The following is a 24177-nucleotide window of genomic DNA, read 5'->3' as shown; positions in this document are numbered from 1 at the left end:
GGAGTATTTCCATGAAGGTAATTGCCGCGGTCAAGCGCGTGGTTGACTACAACGTCAACGTGCGCGTCAAGGCCGACCAGAGCGGCGTGGACATCGGCAACGTCAAGATGTCCATGAACCCGTTCGACGAGATCGCCGTCGAGGCGGCCGTGCGCTTGAAGGAACAGGGCGCCGCCACCGAGGTGCTGGCCGTGTCTTGCGGCACGGCGCAGTCGCAGGAGACGCTGCGCACCGCGCTGGCCATCGGCGCCGATCGCGGCGTGCTGGTGCAGACGGACGCGGCGCTGCAGCCGCTGGCGGTGGCCAAGCTGCTGCGCGCCGTCGCGCAAAAGGAAGCGCCGGCGCTGGTGATCCTGGGCAAGCAGGCCATCGACGACGACGCCTGCCAGACCGGCCAGATGCTGGCGGCCCTGCTGGGCTGGCCGCAGGCCACCAATGCCAGCGCCATCGAGATCGGCGCCGGCACGGCGCGCATCACCCGCGAGGTGGATGGCGGCCTGGAAGTCGTGGAGCTGACGCTGCCCGCCGTCGTCACGGCCGACCTGCGCTTGAACGAGCCACGCTACGTCACCTTGCCCAACATCATGAAGGCCAAGAAGAAGCCGGTGGACATCGAGACTCCGGAAGGACTGGGCGTGGACCCGGTGTCCCGCCTGCGGACGCTGCGCGTGGAAGAACCCGCGGCGCGCGCCGCCGGCGTGAAGGTCGCCGACGTGGCCGCGCTGGTCGACAAACTGAAGAACGAAGCCAAGGTGATCTGATGACCGTCCTAGTTATTGCCGAACACGATAAACAGGCGCTCAACGGCGCCACGCTCAACGCCATCGCCGCCGCCGCCAGGCTGGGCATGCCCGTCCATGTGCTGGTGGCGGGCGGCGAGGCGCAGGCGGTGGCCGCCGCGGCGGCCCGCGTCGCCGGCGTCCAGCAAGTGCTGCTGGCGCAGGCGCCGCAACTGGCCGACGGCCTGGCGGAAAACCTGGCGGCGCAGGTAGTGGCGGTGTCCGCCGGCTACTCGCATCTGTTCGTGGCCGCCACGGCCCATGGCAAGAGCGTGGCGCCGCGCATCGCGGCGCTGCTGGACGTGGAGCAGGTGTCGGACGTGATCGACGTGCTGGCGCCCGACACCTTCAAGCGTCCCATCTATGCGGGCAACGCGATCGCCACGGTGAAGAGCGGCTACCCGGTGGTGGTGGCGACGATACGTCCAACGGCCTTTGATGCCGTGTCCGCCGAGGGAGGCAGCGCGCCGGTCGTCGCGGTCGAGGCGGTGGGCGACGCGGGGCTGTCCCGTTTCGTCAGCCGCGAAATCGCGGTGTCCGAGCGCCCCGACCTGGGCAGCGCGCGCGCGGTGGTGTCGGGCGGACGCGGCCTGGCAAGCGCGGATAACTTCAAGCTGCTGGACCCGCTGGCCGAAAAGCTGGGCGCCGCGCTGGGCGCCTCGCGCGCCGCGGTCGACGCGGGTTATGCGCCGAACGACTGGCAGGTCGGGCAGACCGGCAAGATCGTCGCGCCCGGGCTCTATGTGGCGGTCGGGATCTCGGGGGCCATCCAGCATCTGGCCGGCATGAAGGATTCCAAGGTCATTGTCGCCATCAACAAGGACGGCGATGCGCCGATCTTCGGCGTGGCGGACTACGGCCTGGTCGGCGATCTGTTCGAAGCCGTGCCGGCCTTGACGGCCGCGCTGCCCTGAGTCTTCCGGCGGCTCAGCGCCGCATGTTGCGCCAGAGCGTGGCAGGCGGCAGCCCCAGGGCCGGGGCGATGTCCTTCTGGATCAGGCGTTCCATCGCCATCAGGATGACGTCCCGAGCCTCGGCGGGCAGCTTGCCTACTTCCTGCTGGCGCGCGGCCAGGTAGAGCGTGCGCGACAGGCTGGCATCGTCGCCGCGGGCGATGCCCAGGTAGGGCGCCAGCGGCAGCACGCGCAATTGCTCCAGGAAATGGCGCGACTGCCAGATGCACAGCGGCGTGCTGATGCCGAACCCCAGCCCGGCGGTGACCAGGCTGAGCAGCGGATCGGTATTGTCGAATTCATAGGTGCGTTCGATCATCACGCCGTGCGATTCGACCAGGCGGTCGATCTCGGCGCCGATGAAGGAGCGGGCGCTGTAGCGGATGAACTGGGTGCGCTTGCCCAGCTCCTTCAGCGAGTCGATCCTGTCCATGCTCATCGAGCGCGGCACGATCAGCACATAGGGTTCGCTGAACAGGCTGTACTTGCGGATGGTGGGCTTGCCGGCCGATGCGCTGGTGGTGACCACCAGGTCCAGCTGCCGGTCTTCCAGCTGCTTGTCCAGCACGGGCGTGATGCCCGACCACAGCCGGATCTGGCGCGACGCGCCGGATAGGCCGTGGATCAGCGTCGGGCCCAGGGTGCCCGCGAACGAGTCCACGCAGCCAAACCGGACGATGTTGCGCTTGGCCCGGCTCAGGTTGCGCACGCTCTCCGTCATGTCGCCGGCCTGCGCCAAGAGGCGCGCGGCGTGCTCGAACAGCAGTTCACCGGCGGGCGTGGGGCGGGCCGGCCGGGTGCTGCGGTCCAGCAGCTCGGTCGACATGGCGGCCTCCAGCTGCTTGATCCGCTGCGACACCGCCGCCTGCGAAAAACCCAGCATGCGCGCCGCGCCGGACACCGACGCGGCTTCCACCACCGCCACCCAGGTCAGCAGCAGGCTCCACTCGGGATAGTTTTCCGTGGTGCTGAACGAAAAGCGGTTCATGGGGCGCGGCGTTTCGGAGTCGGCCCGCGCTCAGCGCTGGCGCGCGGTGGTCTGGCGCAGGGCGGCCGTCACCATGCCCTCGACCACCGGAATGACCTTGCCGGCCAGGTCGGGACGATAGCCATAGGGGTGCGTTTCGTCCATGTAGGTGGACTGGCACATTTCAAGCTGGATGGCGTGGGTGTTGTCTGCCGGCGCGCCGTAGTGGCGCGTGATGTAGCCGCCCTTGAAGCGGCCGTTGACGGCCCAGGTGTAGTCGGCGCAGTGGTCCAGCCGGGCCTGGACGGCCGCCAGGATGTCGGGCGCGCAGGCGGCGCCGTCGGACGTGCCGATGTTCAGGTCGGGCAGCTTGCCTTCGAACAGGCGCGGCAGCACGCCGGCGATCGAATGCGCCTCCCAGAGCAGCACGGTGCCGTGCTCGGCCTTGATGCGGTCCAGCTCTTCGCGCAGCTTGGCGTGATAGGGCTGCCAGTACGTCTGGAGGCGATGCGCGCGCTCGGCATCCGTCAGCACGGCGTCGTTCTGGTAGAGCGCTTCGCCGCGGAAGGTTTGCGTCGGGCACAGGCCGGTCTTGGTCTGGCCGGGGTAGAGGCTTTCGTCGTTGGGCGGGCGGTTCAGGTCGACCACGTAGCGCGAGTAGCGCGCGCCGATCACCGACGCGCCCAGCGCTTCGGCAAACTTGTACAGCGTGTCCAGGTGCCAGTCCGTGTCGCCGGACTGCAGGCCCAGCGGCGTCATCTGCGCGCGTTGCGCGTCGGGAATCTGGCTGCCGAGATGGGGGATCGAGATCAGCAGCGGGGCGGTGCCGCGGCTGTAGTGATAGATGTCGCTCAAGGGAAAACTCCGGGTAACAACGGCAGTGCGCCGCGGGACGAGCCGCGGGCGGCGGGCGCTTGTATGCTAGGCAGCGCAGCCCGCCACGGGGATTGCATCAGTTTAATGGATATTGATGATCGAGATGGCTGATGCAAAATCCGGCGTCACGGGTGGACGGGCCGCAGGCCTCGGCGTCAGAGCGGCGGAGCGACAGCCCGCGCCGCGCGGCCAGGGATCGTGGCGGCCGGCTATGCCCGAGGCGGATTCGCGCAGTCGGCCCAGGGGGCTCCGGCGCTCCATCTTGCGGCGATCTCGTCGATCAGGACCCGGACCTTGGGAGCCAGATGCCGTCGATGCGGATACACCGCGCACACGGGGGCGCCCGCCGGCGCCGCGGATTCCAGCACTGGCTTCAGCCGCCCGGCTCGCAGGTCGTCTCCGACCAGAAACGCGCCGACCTGCACGATGCCGTCGCCCGCCAGCGCGGCGTCGCGCAGGGCTTCCGTATTGCCCATCCTGAGCCGGCCGGCCACCTGCGCATTGCGTTCCTGGCCGTTCACCAAAAACCGCCATGGCACGAGCGCTCCGGCGTGCGTGAAGGCAATGGCCTGATGCCGGCCGAGGTCCTCGGGCGTGGCCGGGACGCCGTGCCGGTCGAGGTATTGCGGCGCCGCGCAGGTGATCAGGCGGTGCGGCGCAAGCACCTTGCGCACCAGCCGGCTGTCCACGTCGCCGCCGAGGCGGATGGCGACGTCGATGCCCTCCCGCACCAGATCGGTGTAGTCGTCGGAGAAGCTGACGTCGGCCTCGACGCCGGGCCATCGCCGGAGGTACTCGCGCAGCAGCGGCATGATGTGCAGCCGGCCCAGCGATACCGGCAGGTCGATGCGCAGGCGTCCGCGCGGCGCTTGCTTGCGGCTCGCCATCGCGTCCGCGGCGTTGTCGACCTCGGACAGGATGCGCTGCGCATGTTCGTAGAAGAGGCGGCCTTCGTCGCTCAGGCTGACGTTGCGGGTGCTGCGGTGCAGGAGCCGTGCGCCCAGGCTCTGCTCAAGCCGGGAGATGCACTTGCCGACCGCCGAGCGCGACAGGCCCAGCCGTTCGGCGGCAACGGTGAAGCTCTGCGCGTCGGCCACGCGTACGAACGCGAGGACATCGCCGATGTGATCGATGCCGCCGCGGCTGGCCGGGGGCAGGGCGTTGATATTGTCCACGAATCGTCCCTTCTGTTTCTATTCCAGGCTACTTTATCAGCGAATTGGAATCAGTAGACTGTTTCAGCGTCGGCCCGGCATCGGGCCATCGACTGACCAGGAAATCCATGACCCGAGACGCGCTTCCGAACCTTGCCTCCATCGCCCCAGAGCCTGCCGCGCAGGCGCGCCCGGGATCCGGCGGCCGCCGCGCCTGGCTGGGCGTGGCGGCCGCCGGCCTGGCTACCTTCAGCGTCGTCACGACGGAAATGCTGCCCGTAGGCCTGTTGCTGCCCATCGCCGGTAGCCTGGATATGTCCGCGGGCATGGGCGGGCTGATGCTGTCCGTACCGGCCATCGTGGCGGCGGTATGTGCGCCGCTGGTGGTCATGGGGGCCGGGCGCGTCGACCGGCGGCGCTTGCTGTGCGGCCTGGTGGCCTTGCTGGCGTGCGCCAACCTGGCCAGCGCGCTGGCGCCGGGCATGGGGGCGTTCCTGGCCGCAAGAATCCTGGTCGGCGTGTGCATTGGCGGCATCTGGGCGCTCGCCGGCGGCCTGGCGAGCCGCCTGGTGCCGCCCGCAGCGGTGGGGCTTGCCACCGCCGTCATCTTCGGCGGCGTCGCCGCGGCCTCGGTGCTGGGCGTGCCGCTGGGTGCTTTCGTCGGCGGGCTGGGCGGATGGCGCGCGGCATTCGGCGCGATGGCGGCGTTGTGCCTGGGCCTGCTGGTTCTCATGCGCCTGACCTTGCCGCCCTTGCCGGTCGCCGCGCCGCTGCCGGCGCGCCAGCTCGTGGCGCAGCTCGCCATCCCCAGGCTGAGGCACGGCCTGCTTATCGCTTTGTTCCTGGTCGCGGGCCACTTCATGGCGTACACCTACGTGCGGCCCTTGCTGGAATCGGTGGCGGGGTTTGGCGCCGCCTGGATCGGACCGCTGCTGTTCGCCTATGGCGTGGCCGGCGTGGCGGGCAACTTCGTGGCGGGAAGCGCCGCTTCCAGGCATGCCGGCGGCGCCTTGTTCGTCATCGTGCTGGGCCTGATGCTGACCTTGTCCATCTTCAGCGGCCTGGCGTCGCTGCGCGCTGCCGCCTTGCCCTTGCTGCTGGTCTGGGGATTCGCCTATGGCGGCGTGTCCGTGTCCTTGCAGACCTGGATGATGCGCGCCGCGCCGGCGGCGGTGGAAGCGGCCACCGCGTTGCTGGTGGCCATCTTCAACCTGGGCATTGCGCTGGGTTCGCTGGCGGGCGTGCCCAGCGTCGATCTCCTGGGCGTGCCCGCCACCTTGCTGCTGGGCGCCGCATGCATGGCCCCGGCGGCGCTGATGCTGGCGGCAGGCGCAAGGCGCCTGCGCTGAGGGGGCGGCGGCCGCGCCGCCTCGGCGCAGCCGGCGCTAGAATCCACGGCACTCACGGAACGTATTGAGCGTCCTGCCTTTCCGGAGATTGCCTATGACAGCTACTCATTCTTTCGACTACCTTGCCCACAACCGGGCCGCCTGGGACCAGCTCGCCGTTCAGGACTGCGAATGGTCGCGCCCCGTTACGCCCGACATCATTGCCGCCGCGCGCGCCGGCCATTGGGAGGCGCGCCTCACGCCTGGCCCGCTGCCGCGCGGATGGCTGGACCGGGTCGATGGCCTGCGTATCCTGTGCCTGGCCTCGGCCGGTGGCCAGCAAGCGCCGGTGCTGGCGGCCGCAGGAGCCAGCGTGACGGTGTTCGACGCCTCGGAGAAACAGTTGGACCAGGACCGCCGCGTGGCCGAGCGTGACGGCCTGGCGTTGGCCGCCGTCCAGGGCGACATGCGGGATCTCTCCGCCTTCGCCGACGAAGCCTTCGATGTGGTGTTCCACCCGATTTCCAATCTGTATGTGCCGGACGTGCGCCCGGTCTGGCGCGAGTGCTTCCGGGTCTTGCGGCGCGGAGGCAGGCTGCTGTCCAGTTTCTACAACCCGATCGTATTCGTCGGCGACCGCGACCCCGAATACGCGAGGCAGGGGGTGATACGGCCGGCGTATCCGCTGCCGTACGCGGACCTCAAGGACCTGGACGCGCAGGCCCTGGACGCCAAGCTTGCGCGGGGCGAGGCCGTGGTGTTTGGGCACAGTCTGTCGGACCAGATCGGCGGACAGCTGGAAGCGGGCTTTCTGCTTGCCGGCTTCCATGAGGATCACCAGCCCAACCCGCGTTTCCTGATCGACAAGTTCGTGCCGACGTTCCTGGCGACGCATGCGCTCAAGCCCTGAGCGCCCGCGGCCCGGGCCACGTATTCGGACCGCTGTGCGCCTAGTGTTTTCCCGAGGGTGGCCTGGTATTTGCATCTCAGTACTAACCACTAGCTGGCGCCGATCTCCCCCGAGCGCCGCCCTCGCCGCGGCCTACCCTATAACCCCCAGGAATAGCCCAAGCACCTGAAGGACTTTGACGCCATGGTGTCCCGCTTCTAGTCTGCAGCCACGCTGTATCTCTGACTGCAAATCACGAAGGCCGCAAATGCGCGGCGCACAAGGGAAGTCATGAAACGTCCTGTACACCTCGCCGTCATGGCCGCGTTGCTCGCGGCCTGTAGCTCCGGTTTTTCAGCGGCCGCGGCCGCGCAGGAGCGTCCCACGCTGCGCATCAGCTCGGGCGCGGCCGACAACGCCACGCTGGATCCGCATCGCGCGACGTCGACGGCCGACAAGGGGGTGGCGGCGCAGATGTTCGATGCGCTGGTGCGCTTTCCGGCCGGCAGCGCCGATCCGACGTCGCTGCAGCCGGACCTGGCCGAGCGCTGGGAGGCGTCCGCCGACAGCAAGACGTGGACGTTTCATCTGCGCCATGGCGTGCAGTTCCACGGCGGCTATGGCGAGCTGAAGGCCGACGATGTGGTCTATTCCCTCCAGCGCGCGGGCGACCCCAACCGGTCCAGCTTCGCCGCCACGTTCGCCATCATCGACAAGGTGGAAGCGGTGGACGACTACACCGTGCGCATCGCCTTGAAGTACCCCGATGCGGCCTTCCTGGGCCGGGTGTCCAACTATCACGGCGGCAACATCGTCAGCAAGAAGGCCGCCGAGAAACTGGGCGACAAGTTCGGCGCCGGCCCCATCGGCACCGGCCCGTTCGCCTTTGGCGAACACGTCACCCAGCAATACGTGAAACTGGTGGCCAACGACGCGTACTTCCGCGGCAAGCCCAAGCTGGGCGGCATCATGTACCGCATGATCCCGTCGGACAGCGCGCGGGAGCTGGCCTTCACGTCCAACGAGATCGACGTGATGCAGGGCAAGCGCGAACAGCGCTGGGTGGAACGTTCGGCCAAGCGCGGCATGAAGGTCGACATCTTCGAGCCCGCCGAATTCCGCACCCTGCACATCAATCGCAACGTCAAGCCGCTGGACAACCTGAAGGTGCGCCAGGCCGTGGCCGCCGCCATCAATGTCGACGAGATCGTGCGCTACGCCGGCAAGGACGTGGCCGACAAGGGCTGCTCGGTCGTGCCCAACGGCTATCTGGGACAGGACTGCGGCGCCGGCGCCTACGCCTACGACGTGGACCGTGCAAAGAAACTGCTGGCGGAAGCGGGCTTTCCCAACGGCGTCGAGATCAAGTCTATCGTGTCGAACATCTCGGCCCAGCAGCCCATCATGGAAATCGTTCAGGCGCAGCTGGCCAAGGCTGGCATCAAGCTCAACATGGAAGTGGTGGACCATGCCACCTACCAGGCCAAGAGCCGCCAGGACCTGAGCGGCCTGGTGTTCTACGGCGCGGCGCGCTTTCCCAACGCCGATACCTATCTGACCGAGTTCTACGACTCGGCCGCCGCCATCGGCGCGCCGGCGGCGATGTCGAACTTTTCGCATTGCTCGGTGGCCGACGACGCCATCCGGCAGGCGCGCGTGGAGCCGGATGCGAAAAAGCAGCTGGCCTTGTGGAAACAGGCGCAGGCCAGCATCCACGACGACGTCTGCGCCGTGCCGCTGTTCGGCCTGAAGCAGGTGTGGGCGCATGGCGACCGGGTGAACTACGGCTACGCGCTCAAAGGCGCCCTGAATCTGCAGCCGCCCATCACGGAGCTGACGACGGTGTCGGCCCCCTAGGGCGCCCGGCCGGTCACTGGCCCTTGAGCAACTCACGGGAGACCTGCGCGGCGACCGCGCGGGCCTCATCGACAAAGGCCTGGACCAGCGCCGCGTTGCGCGAGGCATGCACGCGGCACAACTGGAAGTGGAACTGCAGCTCCGGATCGAACCGCCGCAGCACCATGCGGCTTTGCAACCCTTCGGCGAACAACGGATGAATCAAGGAAACCCCCAGCCCCGCCGCGACGAATTCGCAGGCCGTGGGCGCCGTGTTGGTATCCAGCACCACGTTCAGCTGCGCGCCCGCCTGGCCGAACGCCTGGCGCACCAGTTCGTGCGTTTGGCTGTCGGCGCCGAAGGACACGAACGGCAGGCCGCTCAGATCGCGCGGCCGGACCACGCGCTTGCGCGTGAGTTCATGATTGAGCGGCATGGCGCAGAACAGCGGGTAAGGGAACAGCGGTTCGCGGTCGATATAGGGATTGTCGACGCGGCTGCCCACCAGCGCCACGTCGATGTGGCGGGTGGCCAGCCAGTCCGCCAGGAACAGCGATCCGCGGCTCTGGATCGAGACGCGCACATCGGGATGAAGCTTCAGGAACTGCATGGTCACGCGGCGGATGAACGGGCCGGACAGCGCAGGCAGCACGCCCACGTTCAGCGTGCGCTGCTCGTCGCGCCGGATCGACTCGACGGCTTGCTCCACCTGGCGCAAGCCGTTGAAGACGCGGTCGATTTCTTCGTACAGCCGCATGCCCTGCATGGTCGGCGCCAGCTTGCCGCGCACGCGGTCGAACAGGGACAGGCCCGTGTCGGCCTCCAGATGGGCCAGCAGCTTGCTGACCGCGGGCTGCGAGACGCCCAGCGCAATGGCTGCCTGGCTGACCGTGCCTTGTTCGACCACCGCCTTGAAGGCCTCGATCTGCCGCAGGTTCAATGTGTCATTCATGCCATAACCCGTTTTGATGGAATTCAACGTGCCAGTCGCCAAGGTTATAGCCCCGCATCCGCTCGCACAAGGAGGGTCCGCCATGGCGCAGGACTATGACGTCATCGTGGCGGGCGCCGGCATGGTGGGCGCCGCCATCGCCTACGGGCTGGCGGGGCAGGGCCGCCGGGTGCTGATGCTGGATGGCGCCGATACGGATTTCCGTGCGGCCAAGGCCAACTTCGGCCTGGTGTGGCTGCAAGGCAAGGGACACGGTCATCCGGCCTACCAGCGCCTGTCGCGTCAGGCGGTGGGGGCCTGGCCGGAATTCGCGCAGCGGCTGCAAGCCGACAGCGGCGTGGCGTTGGCCTACGAACGTCAGGGCGGCCTGCATTTCTGCATGAGCGACGCCGAGCTCTCCGCCCGCGCCGAGCGCCTGGATGCCTGGCATGCGCAGGCGCCCGAGCTGGCGTCCTGTACCCGCATGCTGGATCGCGGCGAACTGCAACGCCGCTTTCCGGCCATGCGCCTGGGCGATGCCGTGGCTGGCGCGAGCCTGGGCGAGATGGATGGCCACGTCAATCCGCTGCGGCTGCTGGCCGCGCTGCAAGCCGCCTTCCTGCGGCAGGGCGGAACCCTGCTCAACCGTCACGCCGTCACCGCCATCGAGGCCTTGCCCGGCGGCGGCTTCGTGGTCGGCGCCGGCGCCTATGCGGCGCGCGCCGAACGCGTGGTCATTGCCGCGGGCCTGGGCTCGGCCGCGCTGGGCGCGATGGTCGGGCTGGACGTGCCGCTGCGGCCCCAGCGCGGGCAGATACTGGTCACCGAAAGGCTGGCGCCGATGCTGCCCGTGCCCGCCAGCGGCATCCGGCAGACCGGCGAAGGCACGGTCATGGTCGGCCTGACGCAGGAAGAGGTCGGCTACGACCTGGGCACGACATCCAAGGCCGCCGTGCGCATGACGCGCAATGCGTTGCGCATCCTGCCGGACCTGGCGCGCGCACGGCTGGTGCGCCAGTGGTCCTGCCTGCGGATCATGACGCCCGACGGCTGCCCCGTTTACGCAAGTTCTCCTCTGCACCCCGGCGCGGATATCGCGCTTTGCCATTCCGGCGTGACGCTGGCCTCGTTCCATGCCGGGCCCTATGCCCGCGCACTGGCCGGCGGCATGCCGCTAGACACCCTGGATGCCTTTCACCATGAGCGCTTCAATGTTCAGAAAGCTGCATGAGTCCGGCGCACCCGCGCTGACGCTCACTATCGACGGCGAGTCCGTCCGCGCCGAACCCGGCGAAACCGTGGCGGCCGTGCTGCTGCGCCAGCAGACGCCGGCCAGCCGGACGACGCCGGTGCACGAAAGCCCGCGCGCGCCTTATTGCATGATGGGCGTGTGCTTCGACTGCCTGGCCATCGTGGATGGCGTGGCGTCCACCCAGACCTGTCTGGTCACGGTGCGCGAAGGGATGCGCGTGGAACGCCAGTTCGGCCGCCGGAGCGTGATGCCATGAAACGCGAATTCGATGTCGTGGTGATCGGCGCGGGCCCCGCCGGCATGAGCGCGGCCATCGGCCTGCGCGGCCAGGGCCTGTCAGTCTTGGTCGTGGACGAGCAGCCCGCGCCGGGTGGCCAGATCTGGCGCGCGGTCGAGGCCGTGGCGCCCACGCCCACCGGCAAGCTGCTGGGCACTGAATACCGCGCGGGCGCCGGCCTGGCCGGGCGCTTTCGCGAATGCGGGGCGATCTACCAGCCGCAGACGCAGGTCTGGCAGATCGAGCCCGGCTGGCATGTCTACATGACGCGCGACGGCCAGGCCGAGGCGGTGCGCGCCCAGAACATCGTGCTGGCGCTGGGCGCGCAGGAACGGCCCGCGCCATTCCCGGGCTGGACCCTGCCTGGCGTCCTGACCGTGGGCGCGGCGCAAATCCTGTTGAAGACCTCGCGCCAGGTGCCGTCCGACCCTGTCTGGGTGGCGGGCAGCGGTCCCTTGCCGCTGCTGTACATGGCGCAGCTCTTGCGGGTGGGCGGCAAGATCGCCGGCTGGCTGGATACCTCGCCGCCGGGCGGCTGGCGGCGGGCCTTGCCCTGGGCAGGTGCGGCGCTGGCGGGGTGGGGCGACGTCTCCAAGGGGCTGGCCTGGCTGCGCGAGATCAAGGCCGCCGGCGTCAGGCGCGTGCGCGGCGTGACGGGCCTGCGCGCGCTGGGCGACGGCCGCTTGCAGGAAGTGGAATACACGGCCGACGGCAAGACCGCGCGCGCGCCGGCCAGCGTGCTGCTCTCGCACGAAGGCGTGGTGCCGTCCATACACATGACCCGCGCGCTGGAATGCGATCACACCTGGAACCCGGCGCAGGCCTGCCTGGAGCCGGACCTGGACGAATGGGGGCAGACCAGCCGGCCTGGCGTCTATGTGGCGGGCGACGGCGCCGGGATCGGTGGCGCGCAGGCCGCCTGCGTGCGGGGCGAACTGGTCGCGGTGGGCATCGCCCAGCGCGCCGCGCGCCTGACGTCGCATGCGGCGGTGGCGCTGGCGGCGCCGCTGCGCGAAAAGCTGTCGGGGCTGCTGCGCCTGCGTCCCATGCTGGACGCGCTGTATCCGCCGCGCGCGGGCATTTTTTCCCCGCCCGACGACACCATCGTCTGCCGCTGCGAGGAACTGACCGCGGGCGACATCCGCAAGGCGGCCGCCATCGGCCAGCCCGGGCCCAATCAGATCAAGTCGTACACGCGCGCCGGCATGGGACCGTGCCAGGGGCGCCAGTGCGGCTACACGGTGGCGCACATCCTTGCGGCCGAGCAAAACCGGCCGGTCGCGGAGGTGGGCTTCTATCGCATTCGTCCGCCGCTCAAGCCCCTGACCCTGGGCGAACTGGCGTCGCTGGACATCGAGGAAGAAAAAGCATGAGCGCGCGCAGCTGCGATGTGATCGTGATCGGCGGCGGCTTGCATGGCTTGTCGGCGGCGCTGCAGGTGGCGCGCCAGGGCAAGCGGGTCGTGGTGATCGAGCGCCACTGGGTCGGGCGGCACGCGTCGGGCGCCACGGCGGCGGGCGTGCGCACGCTCAACCGCGACCTGGGCGAACTGGACCTGTCGCTGGAAGCCATGGACATGTGGCACGACATGAACTCGCTGGTGGGCGACGACTGCGGCTTTCATGCGAACGGGCAGATCTGCGTGGCCGAGACGCCCGCCGCGCTGGCCGCGCTGCAGGCCCGCGTGAGCGGCCTGCGCGCCAGCGGCTACACGCATGAGGAACTGATCGGCCCGGACGAGCTGCGGCGCCTGCTGCCGGAACTGAGCCACCATTGCCTGGGCGCATCGATCGCGCGGCGCGATGGCGCGGCCGATCCCCACCGCGCCTTGCGCGCGTTTCGCCACAGCGCCGAGGCCGCGGGCGTGACCATCATCGAACACTGTGGCGTCAACGGGCTGGAACGCGCGGGGCAGGACTGGCGCGCGCTGACGGACTCGGGCGCCTGGACCGCGCCCTTCGTGATCAATGCGGCCGGCGCCTGGTCCGCGCGCATCGCCGCCATGGTGGGCGACGACATTCCGCTGGCGACCAAGTCGTCGATGATGATGGTCAGCGAACGGCTGCGCCCGTTCATCAAGCCGGTCGTCGCCATCATGGGCCGTTCGCTGTCGTTCAAGCAATCGGATCAGGGCACGCTGGTGATCGGAGGCGGCCTGCAAGGCATCCCCGACCTGGACCGCGAGACCTCGACGGCCCGCATGCGCGTGCTGGCCAAGGGCGCGCATGCCGCGACCGACCTGTTCCCGGCCGTGCGCGACATCCGCATCGTGCGGGTGTGGGCTGGCCTGGAAGCGAAGACGGATGACATGCTGCCTGTCGTCGGGCCGTCGCCCAACGCGCCCGGGGTGCTCCATGCCTTCGGCTTCTCGGGGCATGGCTTCGAGCTGGTGCCCGTCGTGGGCGCGGCGCTGACGGACCTGGTGATGCGCGGGCAGACCGCCCGCGCCATCGGCAATCTGCAGGCCCGGCGCCTGATGCAGCCGCCCGCCGCCGCGCCTTCGGGTGCCGCGCCGTCGGGCGCCGAACCTTCGGGTGCCGACCAATCGCCATCGGAGCAATTGTCATGACGCGCTACGCCATCAAGCGCCTGCTGCTGGCTATCCCCACCTTGCTCGCGATGCTGACGGCGGTGTTCGTCCTGGTGCGCCTGGTGCCGGGCGACCCCGCCGCCGTGATGCTGGGCGACCAGGCCAGCGCCGAGGCCCTGGCCGCCCTGCGACTGCGCCTGGGGCTGGACCTGCCCACCCATGTGCAGTACCTGCGCTTCCTGGGGGACATGCTGACTGGCGATTTCGGCGTGTCGATGGCCAGCGGCCGCACGGTGCTGCAGGAAGTGGCGCTGGTGCTGCCCTGGACCTTGCAACTGACGGCCGCCGCCATTGTGATCGGTGTGGTGTTCGGTCTGCCCATGGGCATCTGGGCGGCGTTGCGTCGCAATGCCTGGCCTGACTACCTGGGCCGCCTGCTGTCCCTGACCGGGCTGTCGTTTCCCGCGTTCGTGTCGGCCATCCTGATGCTGCTGGTGTTCGCGATCCAGCTGCGGTGGTTCCCGGTGATCGGTTCCACCGGGTCGGGTGACTGGACCACGCAGCTGCGCGGCCTGGTGCTGCCCGCCTTCAACCTGGGCCTCATCATGATGGCCTACGTCATGCGGGTCACGCGTTCGTCGATGCTGGGCGTGATGGGAGAAGACTATGTGCGCACCGCGCGCGCCAAGGGGGTGCGGCCATTGCGGCTGATCCTTCGCCATGGCCTGCGCAATGCGCTGATTCCCATCGTGACCGTGGTCGGCCTGTACTTCGGCACGCTGATCGGCAACTCGGTGCTGACCGAAATCGTCTTCAACCGTCCCGGCCTGGGCAAGCTGATCCTGGGCGCGCTCAACAGCCGCGACTACACGCTGCTGCAGGGGCTGATGGTGGTGTTTGCGTCGTGTGTGATTGTCGTCAATCTGCTGACCGACCTGGTGTATGGGCTGGTCGATCCTAGGGTGAAATACAAATGAGCGCCGTCGCCGCCGTCCCGTCCGCCCGTCCCAACGCCTTGTGGCAGGCCCTGTCCAGGAACCGTCTGTCCTGGGTGGGCATCGGCCTGCTGCTGCTGATCGTGCTGGCCGCCGTGCTGGCGCCCTGGCTGGCCCCGCACGATCCGCTGCAGCAGAACATCGCCTACCGGCTGGAGCCGCCCTCCGGGGAATTCTGGCTGGGCACCGACAGCTACGGACGCGACGTGTTGTCGCGCCTGATCTACGGCGCCCGCGTGTCCTTGCTGGTGGGCTTTGTCGCCATCCTGATCGCCATGTGCATCGGATCGGCGCTGGGCATCCTGGCGGGCTATGTGGGCGGGCTGGTCGACCAGCTCATCATGGGCCTGGTCGACGTGCTGCTGTCCTTTCCCACCTTGCTGCTGGGGCTGATGGTGGCCGCCATGCTGGGCGCCAGCCTGGAAAACCTGATCATCGCGATCGCCATCACCGAGATCGCGCCTTTCGTGCGGGTGGCGCGCGCGCCGACCATCGCCCTGAAGCAGCGCGACTTCGTGGAAGCGGGCAGGGCGCTGGGGTACGGCCCGATGCGGCTGATGGGCGTGCACATCCTGCCGAACATGGTGTCGGACGTGGTGGTGCTGGGATCGCTGTGGATGGCGTCCGCCATCCGCACCGAGGCCTCGCTGAGCTTCATCGGCCTGGGCGTGCCGCCGCCGGCCGCCACCTGGGGCAGCATGATCCGCGAAGGCTTCGAGAACATCCTGGACGCCTGGTGGCTCACGGTGTTTCCCAGCGTTGCCATCCTGTTGACGGTGCTGGCGCTGAATCTGCTGGGCGACGCCTTGCGCGACGCCATCGATCCCAAGCTGCGTTCGGAGCGTTCATGAATCCACAACCGAACTCCCAAGTCCCCGTGCTGGAACTGCGCGACCTGCGCACCGAGTTCCGTATCGGCGGCGCCTGGCACGCCGCGGTGCGCGATGTCTCGCTGCAGGTCGCGCGCAATGAGACGCTGGCCGTCGTGGGCGAATCGGGCAGCGGCAAGAGCGTGACCGCCCTGTCCGTGTTGCGCCTGCTGCCGGAGGCCGGCGCTCGCCATGGCGGCGGGCAGATCCTGCTGGACGGCGCCGATCTGGCGCCGCTGTCCGAAAAGCAGATGATGAAACTGCGGGGCGAGTCCGTCGCCATGATTTTCCAGGAGCCCATGACCTCGCTGAACCCCACGATGACCGTGGGAGACCAGATCGCCGAGGCCATCCGCCAGCATCGCCGCCTGTCGTGGGCCGAGGCCCGCCGGCTGGCGCTCGAAGTGCTGGAGGAAGTGAAGATACCCGCGGCCGCCAGGCGCTTCGACGACTATCCGCATCAGTTCTCGGGAGGCATGCGCCAGCGCGTCATGATCGCGATGGCGCTGGCCTGCAAGCCCCGCGTGCTGCTGGCCGACGAGCCGACGACGGCGCTGGACGTCACCATCCAGGCGCAGATCCTCAGCCTGCTGTCGGAGCTGAAGGCGGCGCACGGCATGGCGGTCCTGTTCATCACTCACAATCTGGGCGTGGTGGCGCAGATCGCGGACCGCGTGGCGGTCATGTATGCCGGCGAAGTTGTCGAGACCGCCGACGTTCAGACGCTGTTCGCCCGGCCCACGCATCCCTACACCGAGGCGTTGTTGCGCGCGATGCCGCGCGTGGACGCCGACAGCGCGGTGCTGGAATCCATTCCCGGCGGCGTGCCGGCCATTACCGCGATGCCTCCGGGCTGTGCCTTCGCGCCGCGCTGCCGGCTGAAGGAGGCGCGCTGCGAGGCCGCGCGGCCCAGGCTGAGCCGCATCGGCGATTCGCATGAGGTGCGCTGCGTGGTGCGCGCCGAACCGCAAGGGGACAAGGCATGAGCGACCTTCTGCAAGTGCGCAACCTGGTCAAGCGCTTCGAGAGCGGCGGCGGCTGGCTGGGCGGGGAAAGGCAGATCGTGCGGGCCGTGAACGACGTGTCGTTCAGCGTCGCGCGCGGCCAGTCGCTAGGGCTGGTGGGGGAATCCGGCTGCGGCAAGTCCACCGTGGCCCGCACCCTGTTGCGCCTGATCGAACCGGACGAGGGCAGCATTGTTTTTGACGGGCAGGATATCCGCCGGGCCAGCGCCAGCGCCATGCGCGCGCTGCGCCGGCGTATTCAGATCGTGTTCCAGGATCCCTACGCGTCCCTCAATCCGCGCCGCACCGTGCGCCAGGCGCTGGCCGAGCCGCTGTTCGTGCACAAGCAGGGCGACGCGCGCCAGATCGCCGCCAAGGTGGAGCAGGCCATTACCGAGGTCGGCCTGCCGCTGTCGGCGCTGGACCGCTATCCGCATGAATTCTCCGGCGGGCAGCGCCAGCGCATCGGCATCGCGCGCGCGCTGGTGCTGGATCCGGAACTGATCGTGGCCGATGAGCCGGTGTCGGCGCTGGATGTGTCGGTGCAGGCACAGATCCTGCAACTGATGGACCGCCTGAAGCGCGATCGCGGCCTGTCGTTCGTATTCGTCTCCCACGACCTGGGAGTGGTACGGCACTTCTGCGACACCGTTTGCGTCATGTACCTCGGCCGTATCATCGAACACGGCCCGACCGCGCGGGTGCTGGACCAGCCGCTGCATCCATACAGCCGCGTACTGCGCGATTCGTCGCCCGTGCCGGACCCGCAAGCCCGCATCAGGCTGTCGAAGATCGAAGGCGAGATCCCGGCGCCGACGCACCTGCCGCCCGGCTGCACCTTCCACCCGCGCTGCGCGCGCGCGCAGGCGGATTGCATGACAAGCGTGCCGGCGTTGGCGGGCAGGCGAGGCGGGCGGGCGGTGGCCTGCTTTCACCCGCTGGAGGAGGAAGTCGCGGTGCCGGCCTAGGGCGGAAAGCTGGGTGATGTAGAGTAGATTGCGCGCCCGGCCGGTATTCCGGGCGGGTTTCGACCGTGCAGGCGCATGCCGCACCTACTCATGCAGCACCTACCTGAGTGAGCCTTCATGACCGACGAATTGATCCAATTGGGCAAGCTGATCAGCCTGGGAATGGCGCTGATGCTGCCGCTGGCCAATCCGCTGACCTCGATGACGCTGCTGCTGTCGCTGGGCCAGCAGATTCCCTACAAGGAACGACAGCGCCAGGTGGCCCAGGCGGCGTTCTACGTGGTCGGCATCATGGTGGTGACGTATTACGCAGGCGCGCTGCTCATGCACACCTTCGGCATCTCCATTCCGGGGCTGCGCATCGCGGGCGGGCTGATCGTGGTCAGCATCGGTTTCAGCATGCTGTTCCCGTCGGACCAGCCCCGCGGCCTGGAAGCGGAAGCGGCCGCCGATGCCCAGGAGCGGCAAGTCCCCAATATCGCATTCGTGCCCCTGGCGCTGCCGGGTACGGCGGGGCCGGGCACGATCGCGATGATCATCAGTGGCGCGGCGTCGATGGATACGGCCATCAAGCCGGACTATGCGCCGTGGGTGGTGGCCGTGACGCCGGTCATCGTCTTTTCCTTGCTGGGCCTGGTGTTCTGGGTCTGCCTGCATTGGGCCGGCCGCATCGTGGCGGTGATCGGCAAGAGCGGCGTCGAGGCCATCTCGCGCGTCATGGGCTTTCTGCTGGTGTGCATGGGCGTGCAGTTCGTCATCAACGGCGTCCTGGAAATCATCAGCAAGTATCCCGCCGTCTGAACGCTAAGCCCGATAGGCGTGCAGCAGCATGTCGACCCCATAGCGGCAGGTGGTCAGGAGGTCGGCGGGCGGGCCGTCCGCATAGCCGCCGGCCAGGCGCGCGTGGAAGGCGATGCCGTTGATCATGTTGCCCAGCGTCAGGGCAGCCTGGCGCAGGTCGTCGATCTTGAGCTCGCCGCGTTCGCAGGCCAGGCGCAAGCATTGTTCCAGCGGTGCGTGGACTTGCGTATCGACGGCCTGTTGCAGCGACGCCGCCAGCAGCGGCATGCGGTGGCATTCCGCCACCAGCAGGCGGTGCAGGGCGACGGATTTGGGCTGGACGGCGTAGGTCAGGAGCCGCAGGGCCAGATCATGCAGGGCCAAGCCGACCGGCTGTTCGGGCAAGGCGTCCGCAAACACCGTTGCCCGCATCTTGTCCAGTTCATACTGGAGCACCGCGGCCAGCAGGCCTTCCTTGTTGCCAAACAACTGGTATGCCGTGCCCGCCGATCCTCCGGCCTGCCGCAGGATGCGCTGGATGGAGGTTTGCGCGTAACCATGTTCCAGCAGCGACTGGGTCGCCGCCTCAAGCAGCCGCTGCCGCCGGGCTTCGCCTTTGCTTGTCAGCGCGCGCGGCGTCGATTCTATGGGATCGTTCACCTCGGCTCTCCTTTGTTGCTCTTGCCTGTGTATCTCTCCGGTAACAATGTAGCAAGTCGCAGAGATGTAATGTAGAGTACATTACACTATTGAATATTCTACGCGCAGCTGTTAGACGCGTGCCGCGCGTTCCGTTTTTTGCGTAAGACGCTATGACCGACTTCCAGGTTCAGCAGGGCGGCGGGGCCAATCTCCGCCTGGCGCTGCGGCCTTTCTTGGCACATCCGCCGGCTTCCCGGATTTGCCGCTCGCTCCAGGCCTCCCTGCCTGCACGCAAGCATGCGGCGGGTGGCCGCAAGAGCGTGCCCGGGGGCGCGTCATGACGTCCTGGCTGCTCCTGATCGTGATTGCCCTCGCGGTAGGAGGGGTGGGCGCGGCGCTGCTGCGCCAGCCCGGCGTTGTGCTTTATGACTGGCTTGCACGCCCGGCCGAAAAGCCGGTGTCCGTCGCCAAGGCGCCACTCAAGAACGAAGGGCACGCGCCGGCCACGCAGGCCGGCTGAATTCTGGCCATCGCGCCAGGCGCCGCCGGGCGTTTCATGGCCCGGCCGCCGCGACGTTTATGCGTAGCGCGCCAACTCCCCCGCAAAGCGCGACAGGCCGCTGATGCCGCTGGCGCTGGCCTGCGCCAGCCAGGCGCGCAATTGCTGCAGGAGCTGCTCGCTGCTTTCGGACGAGCTTTCCCACACGCGAGCCAGGCCTTGCCGCATGTCCACCAGGCGTTGCAACTGCTCCATCCCGCTCAGGGCGGAGTGCAGCTGGCTGCGCTCGGGGGCGCTCAGCAGCGTGTCCTGGCGCAGCAGATACTTGCGCAGCACCGACCGGCGCCACTTCAGCGTGGACCGCTTCTCCACGGCCCCGCGTTCACGCAATTCACGCATGGCGGTCTGCTTGAGCAGCGAGCCGAAGCGGCGCATCACGTCATAGCGATGCGTCTGCACCGCCTCCAGCGTGCGCAGGTCAGCCGGGCGGGCCGCTTGCGCCCGGTCGCGCAACACGCGCTTGGGGGCCACGCGGCGCACCTTGGCCAGGCCCAGGGCCTGCAATACGCGGATGTACAGCCAGCCCAGGTCGAACTCGTACCACTTGCTTGAGAACTTGGCCGACGTGGCATGCGCATGGTGATTGTTGTGCAGCTCTTCGCCGCCGATCACCAGGCCCAGGGGCGACAGGTTGGTGCTGGCGTCCGGGCTCGAGAAGTTGCGGTAACCCACGAAATGCCCCAGCCCGTTGACCACGCCCGCCGCCCAGAAGGGAATCCACGCCATCTGGACGGCCCATACGGTCAGGCCCAGCGCGCCGAACGCCAGCACGTCCACGGCCAGCATGATGAGAATGCCCCAGGTGCTGCGCGGCGTGTAGACATGGCGTTCCAGCCAATCGTCCGGCGTGCCGCGGCCGTACCGTTCCAGCGTCTGCGCCATCGACGCCTCGACGCGGTAGAGATCGGCGCCGCGCAGGAACACGCGCATCACGCCGTAGACGGCCGGCGAATGCGGATCGCCCGCGCGTTCGCACTTGGCGTGGTGCTTGCGGTGCACGGCCACCCATTCGCGGGTCTTCATGCCGCTGGTCAGCCATAGCCAGAAGCGGAAGAAATGCGCCACGGCCGGATGGAAATCCACGCCGCGGTGGGTCTGGCTGCGATGCAGGTAGAGCGTGGTGCCGGCAATGGTGAGGTGCGTGGCCACGAGCGTGATCAGCACGGTCTGCCAGATGCTGAAGTGAAACAGGCCGTGCGCGAGAAAATCCAGGAAGGAATGCATTGAAAAAACCGGGGATACGACGATAGGCGTAGCGGACGCAACGCCTGGGCCGAGCCCCCGCGTCGCCGCCCGGACGATTCTAGATTCCGCGCGGCGATATGAATACCGGGTGTGGCGGGTCGGTCTATTGCTGAAATGGCAACAATGACAACAGCGCCGCGCCTCAGCGGCCCGGCCTCTCCAGTCCCAGGTGGCCGCGCAACGTGCGGTGCGCATAGTCGGTGCGGAACAGTCCGCGGCGCTGCAGGACGGGAATCACCTGTTCCACGAAGTCGTCGATGCCGCCCGGCAATGACGGCGGCATCAGGTTGAAACCGTCGGCGCCTTCGTTTCTGAACCAGTGTTCCATCTGGTCGGCGATGTGTTCCGGCGTGCCCACCATCGTGCAGTGGCCGCCGCCGGCCGCCAGCCGGCCCAGCAGCTGGCGCACGGTGGGCTGCTCGGTTTCGATGATGCGCAGAATGGTCGCGTAGCGGCCCTTGGGGCCGGTGAACGCAGACAAGGGCGGCAGCGGCGGCACGGGCGCATCCAGCTCCCAGCCGGAGCAGTCCTGCAGCACAAAGGTGCCCAATTGCCGCAGCGACGCGTCGCTGGGCAGCAGGACGTCCAGTTCGCGTTGCTTGGCGCGGGCTTCCGCCTCGGTCGAGCCGACGTAGGTGACCAGGCCCGGCATGATGGGCACGAAGGCCTTGCGGCCTGCCGCAAGCACGCGCCGCTTGATGTCGCGATAGTAGGACTGCGCGGCGGGCAGGTCGTAGGCAACGGCGTAGATGGCCTCCGCGCGCCGGGCCGCCAGGTCGCGTCCCTGATCCGAGGCGCCCGCCTGGAACAGCACGGGATGGCCTTGCGGCGGGCGCGGCACCGTCAGCGGGCCGTCCACCAGGAAATGCTCGCCATGGTGATTGATCTTGTGCACGCGCTCGGGCACGCCATAGTCCCCGTCGCGGGCGATGGCCAGCGCGTCGTCCTCCCAGGAGTCGAACAGCCGCAGGGCCACATCGACGAACTCCTCGGCGCGCGCATAGCGCCAGTCGTGGCCCGGCATGGCCTCGTAGCCATGGTTGCGCGCTTCGGCGTCGAACATGGACGTCACCACGTTCCAGCCCATGCGCCCACCCGAGATATGGTCCAGCGAGGCGACCATGCGCGCCGCGTGAAAGGGCGTGAAGAAGGTGCTGGAAACCGTGCTGATCAGGCCGATGTGGGTGGTGGCGCGCGCGATCGCGGCCATGGTGGTCAGCGGCTCCAGGTACCAGCGCGGTCCGTCGCCGATGTTGTCCATGGACTGGCCGTCGGCAAAGAAGATGGCGTCGAGCTTGCCGCGTTCGGCCGTGCGGGCCAGGGTCTCGTAGTAGCCGATGTCGCCTAGGCGCTCGGCGGCCGAGTCCGGGTGACGCCAGGCGGCGCGGTGGTGGCCGCAGCCGAAAATGAACAGGTTCAGGTGCATCATGGCGATCAGTGCCGCGCGCGGACTAACGGTTCAGAGGCGGGGGCGAGGGGGGCAATAGACATGATCGGGCTCGTCGGTTCCATCGTCAGGCACGCCATCGGGTGCCGCAAGCGGGCGAACTTAGCATAAAAGCGTGGCGCGGGCGCTGGCTCGCGGCGGTTCTCCGGGCGCGTTGACATTGCCGCGCAGCTCTCCTAACCTTGCGGCAATTCCTGGGGGAGCCCTGTACGGGCTGAGATTCCGCGTCGCCGCGGTAACCCTTTGAACCTGATCCGGGTAATGCCGGCGAAGGGAAGGACATCGCACGTATCGCGCGCCCTCCCTAGACTTCCATTCATCTTGCGGCCCCCTTAATGGCGGGCCGCTGCGTTGCGCGTCCGGCCGCAGGCCGGCCGCGGGAGGACCGATATTCATGCTGACCCAATCCACCGCCCTGATGTGGCTGCTGCTGTTTTCCGGCGGCTTTGCCGTGGCCAGCGTGCTGTACACGCGGCGCAAGCGGGGCACGCTGGAGGACTACATCGTGGCGCGCAACAGCCAGGGGTCCTTCGGCACCATCCTGACCCTGATGGCTTCCACGCTGGGCGCCTGGATCCTGTTCTCGCCCGCGCAGGCGGCGACCTGGGGCGGCCTGGCGGCGGTGATCGGCTATGCGCTGGGATCGATGTCGCCGCGCCTGGTCATGATTCCACTGGGGCGGCGCATGCGCGAGCTGATTCCGCACGGACATACGCTGACGGAGTTCCTGATGGCGCGCTACGGCCGGCCCATGTACGGGCTGGCGCTGTTCATCATGCTGTTCTACCTGTTCATCGCCCTGTCCGCCGAAGTCACGGCCATCGCCAAGCTGGTCACCATGCTGGCGCCCGTGCCCCTGTGGGCGACCGCGGCCATCGTGATGGGCACGACCTTGCTCTACACCACCTATGGCGGGCTGCGCTCGTCGATCTTCACGGACCAGGTGCAGATGATGGTCATCGTGCCCCTGCTGGTGGTCCTGTGCTTCGTCGGCTGGCAGGCCGCCGGCGGCGCCTTGCCCACCATCGAGGCGCTGCAGGCCAAGGCCCCGCAACTGCTGGACCTGACCGATCCGGTCGGGGTGAAGGCGGGGCTGACGTTCTTCGTCGCGATCCTGCTGACCGGCATTTTTCACCAGGGCAACTGGCAGCGCATCTACGCCGCGCGGGATGCGCGCACGATGCGCAACGGCTTCCTGCTGGGCGGGGTGCTGGTGGCGCCGTTCATTTTCCTGATGGGCCTGTTCGGCCTGGCATTCGTCGGGCTGGCGCCCGAGGGCGACAGTTCGATCGCGCTGTTCAGCGTCATCATGCCGCATGCGCCGGCGTGGTTCGTGATTGCCCTGATCCCGCTGGGCCTGTCGCTGGTCATGAGCACCGCGGACACGGCGATCAGCGCGGTGTCCAGCATCATCGCGGTCGATCTGCGCCGCCTGATGCCTTCCGCCGGGACCATGACCATGAAGCGGCTGGCGCGCTGGCTGGTGCTGCTGATGGCGATTCCGGTCATGATCGTGGCCTCGCAGGGCTACAGCGTGCTGTACCTGTTCCTGCTGGCGGACCTGCTGTGCTCGGCGGCGGCCTTCCCGGTGTTCTATGGCCTGTTCAGCCGCAAGCATGACGGCTTCACCGCCACCACCGCGACGATCACCGGCCTGGTCGCGGGCCTGTTCTTCTTCCCGGCGCCGGGCGACAAGCCCACGTACCTGCTGGAGTCCTTCCTGCTGGCGGCTTTCGTGCCGGTCGCGACCACCGTGCTGATCCGCTGCCTGTCCCGTCGCCGCAAGGAGTTCGATTTCACGACCCTGAGCGCCGCGGTGCGCAGGCTGGACCAGGAGACGGTTTGAGGGACGTAGAGGCGGGCGCGCGGGGCCGGGCGCATCCCGCGCACGCCACC

Annotated in this window: 23 protein-coding genes and 1 riboswitch; of the genes, 16 read left to right on the top strand and 7 right to left on the bottom strand. The window is 68.4% G+C overall.

Going from position 1 to position 24177, the window contains the following annotated elements; genetic code table 11:
• Window positions 1-11: 11 nt before the first annotated feature.
• Together HLG70_RS11145 and HLG70_RS11140 are read left to right on the top strand one after the other, a co-directional pair.
• Window positions 12-761 (top strand): electron transfer flavoprotein subunit beta/FixA family protein, encoded by a 750-nt coding sequence (locus HLG70_RS11145; RefSeq protein ID WP_171664459.1) that lies wholly within the window; start codon window positions 12-14, stop codon window positions 759-761.
• The gene (locus tag HLG70_RS11140; protein WP_171664458.1) at window positions 761-1693 is read left to right on the top strand and encodes an FAD-binding protein; all 933 of its coding nucleotides are present in this window, start codon (window positions 761-763) and stop codon (window positions 1691-1693) included. Before HLG70_RS11145 ends, HLG70_RS11140 begins: the two co-directional genes overlap by 1 nt.
• Before the next feature lie 13 nt (window positions 1694-1706).
• Here the strand turns inward: HLG70_RS11140 and HLG70_RS11135 are convergent, their stop codons facing one another.
• The 3 genes from HLG70_RS11135 to HLG70_RS11125 form a co-directional block, all read right to left on the bottom strand.
• Window positions 1707-2720, bottom strand: a complete 1014-nt coding sequence (locus HLG70_RS11135; RefSeq protein WP_171664457.1) for a LysR family transcriptional regulator — start codon at window positions 2718-2720, stop codon at window positions 1707-1709.
• A gap of 30 nt (window positions 2721-2750) precedes the next feature.
• Window positions 2751-3554: an N-formylglutamate deformylase gene (gene hutG, locus HLG70_RS11130; RefSeq protein ID WP_171664456.1), complete on the bottom strand. Its 804-nt coding sequence runs from the start codon at window positions 3552-3554 to the stop codon at window positions 2751-2753.
• 230 nt (window positions 3555-3784) lie between these two features.
• Window positions 3785-4750, bottom strand: coding sequence for a LysR family transcriptional regulator (locus tag HLG70_RS11125; RefSeq protein WP_171664455.1), 966 nt, complete (start codon window positions 4748-4750; stop codon window positions 3785-3787).
• A gap of 107 nt (window positions 4751-4857) precedes the next feature.
• On the opposite strand from HLG70_RS11125, the gene HLG70_RS11120 reads away from it, so the two are divergent.
• The 3 genes from HLG70_RS11120 (at window position 4858) to HLG70_RS11110 (ending at window position 8803) form a co-directional block, all read left to right on the top strand.
• Window positions 4858-6078, top strand: a complete 1221-nt coding sequence (locus tag HLG70_RS11120) for an MFS transporter (protein ID WP_171664454.1) — start codon at window positions 4858-4860, stop codon at window positions 6076-6078.
• A gap of 94 nt (window positions 6079-6172) precedes the next feature.
• Complete coding sequence (locus HLG70_RS11115; RefSeq protein ID WP_171664453.1) at window positions 6173-6967, top strand: class I SAM-dependent methyltransferase; 795 nt, start codon at window positions 6173-6175, stop codon at window positions 6965-6967.
• A gap of 270 nt (window positions 6968-7237) precedes the next feature.
• Window positions 7238-8803, top strand: a complete 1566-nt coding sequence (locus HLG70_RS11110; protein WP_171664452.1) for an ABC transporter substrate-binding protein — start codon at window positions 7238-7240, stop codon at window positions 8801-8803.
• Between the two features lie 13 nt (window positions 8804-8816).
• On the opposite strand, the gene HLG70_RS11105 is transcribed toward HLG70_RS11110, so the two are convergent.
• Window positions 8817-9734 (bottom strand): LysR substrate-binding domain-containing protein, encoded by a 918-nt coding sequence (locus HLG70_RS11105; protein WP_171664451.1) that lies wholly within the window; start codon window positions 9732-9734, stop codon window positions 8817-8819.
• An 82-nt stretch (window positions 9735-9816) separates the two neighbouring features.
• Between HLG70_RS11105 and HLG70_RS11100 the strand changes: the two genes are divergently transcribed.
• The 9 genes from HLG70_RS11100 to HLG70_RS11060 all read left to right on the top strand — a co-directional run bounded on the left by HLG70_RS11100 (window position 9817) and on the right by HLG70_RS11060 (window position 18409).
• Entirely contained in the window at window positions 9817-10944 is a 1128-nt protein-coding gene (locus HLG70_RS11100; RefSeq protein ID WP_171664450.1) for an NAD(P)/FAD-dependent oxidoreductase, read from the top strand.
• Window positions 10925-11221 carry a (2Fe-2S)-binding protein gene (locus HLG70_RS11095; protein ID WP_171664449.1) on the top strand — a complete coding sequence of 99 codons (297 nt, stop codon included), beginning with the start codon at window positions 10925-10927 and terminating at the stop codon, window positions 11219-11221. Before HLG70_RS11100 ends, HLG70_RS11095 begins: the two co-directional genes overlap by 20 nt.
• On the top strand, window positions 11218-12615 hold the full coding sequence (locus HLG70_RS11090; RefSeq protein WP_171664448.1) for an NAD(P)/FAD-dependent oxidoreductase: 1398 nt from the start codon (window positions 11218-11220) through the stop codon (window positions 12613-12615). Before HLG70_RS11095 ends, HLG70_RS11090 begins: the two co-directional genes overlap by 4 nt.
• Entirely contained in the window at window positions 12612-13811 is a 1200-nt protein-coding gene (locus tag HLG70_RS11085) for an NAD(P)/FAD-dependent oxidoreductase (RefSeq protein WP_171664447.1), read from the top strand. Before HLG70_RS11090 ends, HLG70_RS11085 begins: the two co-directional genes overlap by 4 nt.
• Window positions 13808-14749 (top strand): ABC transporter permease, encoded by a 942-nt coding sequence (locus HLG70_RS11080; protein WP_171664446.1) that lies wholly within the window; start codon window positions 13808-13810, stop codon window positions 14747-14749. The genes HLG70_RS11085 and HLG70_RS11080 overlap by 4 nt, the downstream gene beginning before the upstream one ends.
• Window positions 14746-15618, top strand: coding sequence for an ABC transporter permease (locus HLG70_RS11075; RefSeq protein WP_171664445.1), 873 nt, complete (start codon window positions 14746-14748; stop codon window positions 15616-15618). The genes HLG70_RS11080 and HLG70_RS11075 overlap by 4 nt, the downstream gene beginning before the upstream one ends.
• Window positions 15615-16622 (top strand): ABC transporter ATP-binding protein, encoded by a 1008-nt coding sequence (locus HLG70_RS11070; protein WP_171664444.1) that lies wholly within the window; start codon window positions 15615-15617, stop codon window positions 16620-16622. Before HLG70_RS11075 ends, HLG70_RS11070 begins: the two co-directional genes overlap by 4 nt.
• Window positions 16619-17608: an ABC transporter ATP-binding protein gene (locus HLG70_RS11065; protein WP_171664443.1), complete on the top strand. Its 990-nt coding sequence runs from the start codon at window positions 16619-16621 to the stop codon at window positions 17606-17608. The genes HLG70_RS11070 and HLG70_RS11065 overlap by 4 nt, the downstream gene beginning before the upstream one ends.
• Before the next feature lie 117 nt (window positions 17609-17725).
• Entirely contained in the window at window positions 17726-18409 is a 684-nt protein-coding gene (locus HLG70_RS11060) for a MarC family NAAT transporter (protein WP_284143640.1), read from the top strand.
• Window positions 18410-18412: 3 nt separating this feature from the next.
• Here HLG70_RS11060 and HLG70_RS11055 read toward each other — a convergent pair whose 3' ends face one another.
• Window positions 18413-19048, bottom strand: a complete 636-nt coding sequence (locus tag HLG70_RS11055) for a TetR/AcrR family transcriptional regulator (RefSeq protein WP_171664442.1) — start codon at window positions 19046-19048, stop codon at window positions 18413-18415.
• A 319-nt stretch (window positions 19049-19367) separates the two neighbouring features.
• Here HLG70_RS11055 and HLG70_RS11050 point away from each other — a divergent pair, with 319 nt between their 5' ends.
• Window positions 19368-19550: a hypothetical protein gene (locus HLG70_RS11050; RefSeq protein WP_171664441.1), complete on the top strand. Its 183-nt coding sequence runs from the start codon at window positions 19368-19370 to the stop codon at window positions 19548-19550.
• A 57-nt stretch (window positions 19551-19607) separates the two neighbouring features.
• On the opposite strand, the gene HLG70_RS11045 is transcribed toward HLG70_RS11050, so the two are convergent.
• Window positions 19608-20813: a DesA family fatty acid desaturase gene (locus HLG70_RS11045; RefSeq protein WP_171664440.1), complete on the bottom strand. Its 1206-nt coding sequence runs from the start codon at window positions 20811-20813 to the stop codon at window positions 19608-19610.
• A gap of 163 nt (window positions 20814-20976) precedes the next feature.
• On the bottom strand, window positions 20977-22263 hold the full coding sequence (locus tag HLG70_RS11040) for an LLM class flavin-dependent oxidoreductase (protein WP_171664439.1): 1287 nt from the start codon (window positions 22261-22263) through the stop codon (window positions 20977-20979).
• Between the two features lie 204 nt (window positions 22264-22467).
• Window positions 22468-22574, top strand: a riboswitch (TPP riboswitch).
• Window positions 22575-22675: 101 nt separating this feature from the next.
• On the opposite strand from HLG70_RS11040, the gene HLG70_RS11035 reads away from it, so the two are divergent.
• The gene (locus HLG70_RS11035) at window positions 22676-24127 is read left to right on the top strand and encodes a sodium:solute symporter family protein (protein WP_171664438.1); all 1452 of its coding nucleotides are present in this window, start codon (window positions 22676-22678) and stop codon (window positions 24125-24127) included.
• Window positions 24128-24177 lie beyond the last annotated feature (50 nt).

The organism is Achromobacter deleyi, from assembly GCF_013116765.2.
Classification (GTDB): Bacteria; Pseudomonadota; Gammaproteobacteria; order Burkholderiales; family Burkholderiaceae_B; genus Achromobacter; species Achromobacter deleyi_A.
Note: the sequence above shows the minus strand (reverse complement) of the source record. Positions and strands in the feature narration are given on the sequence as shown.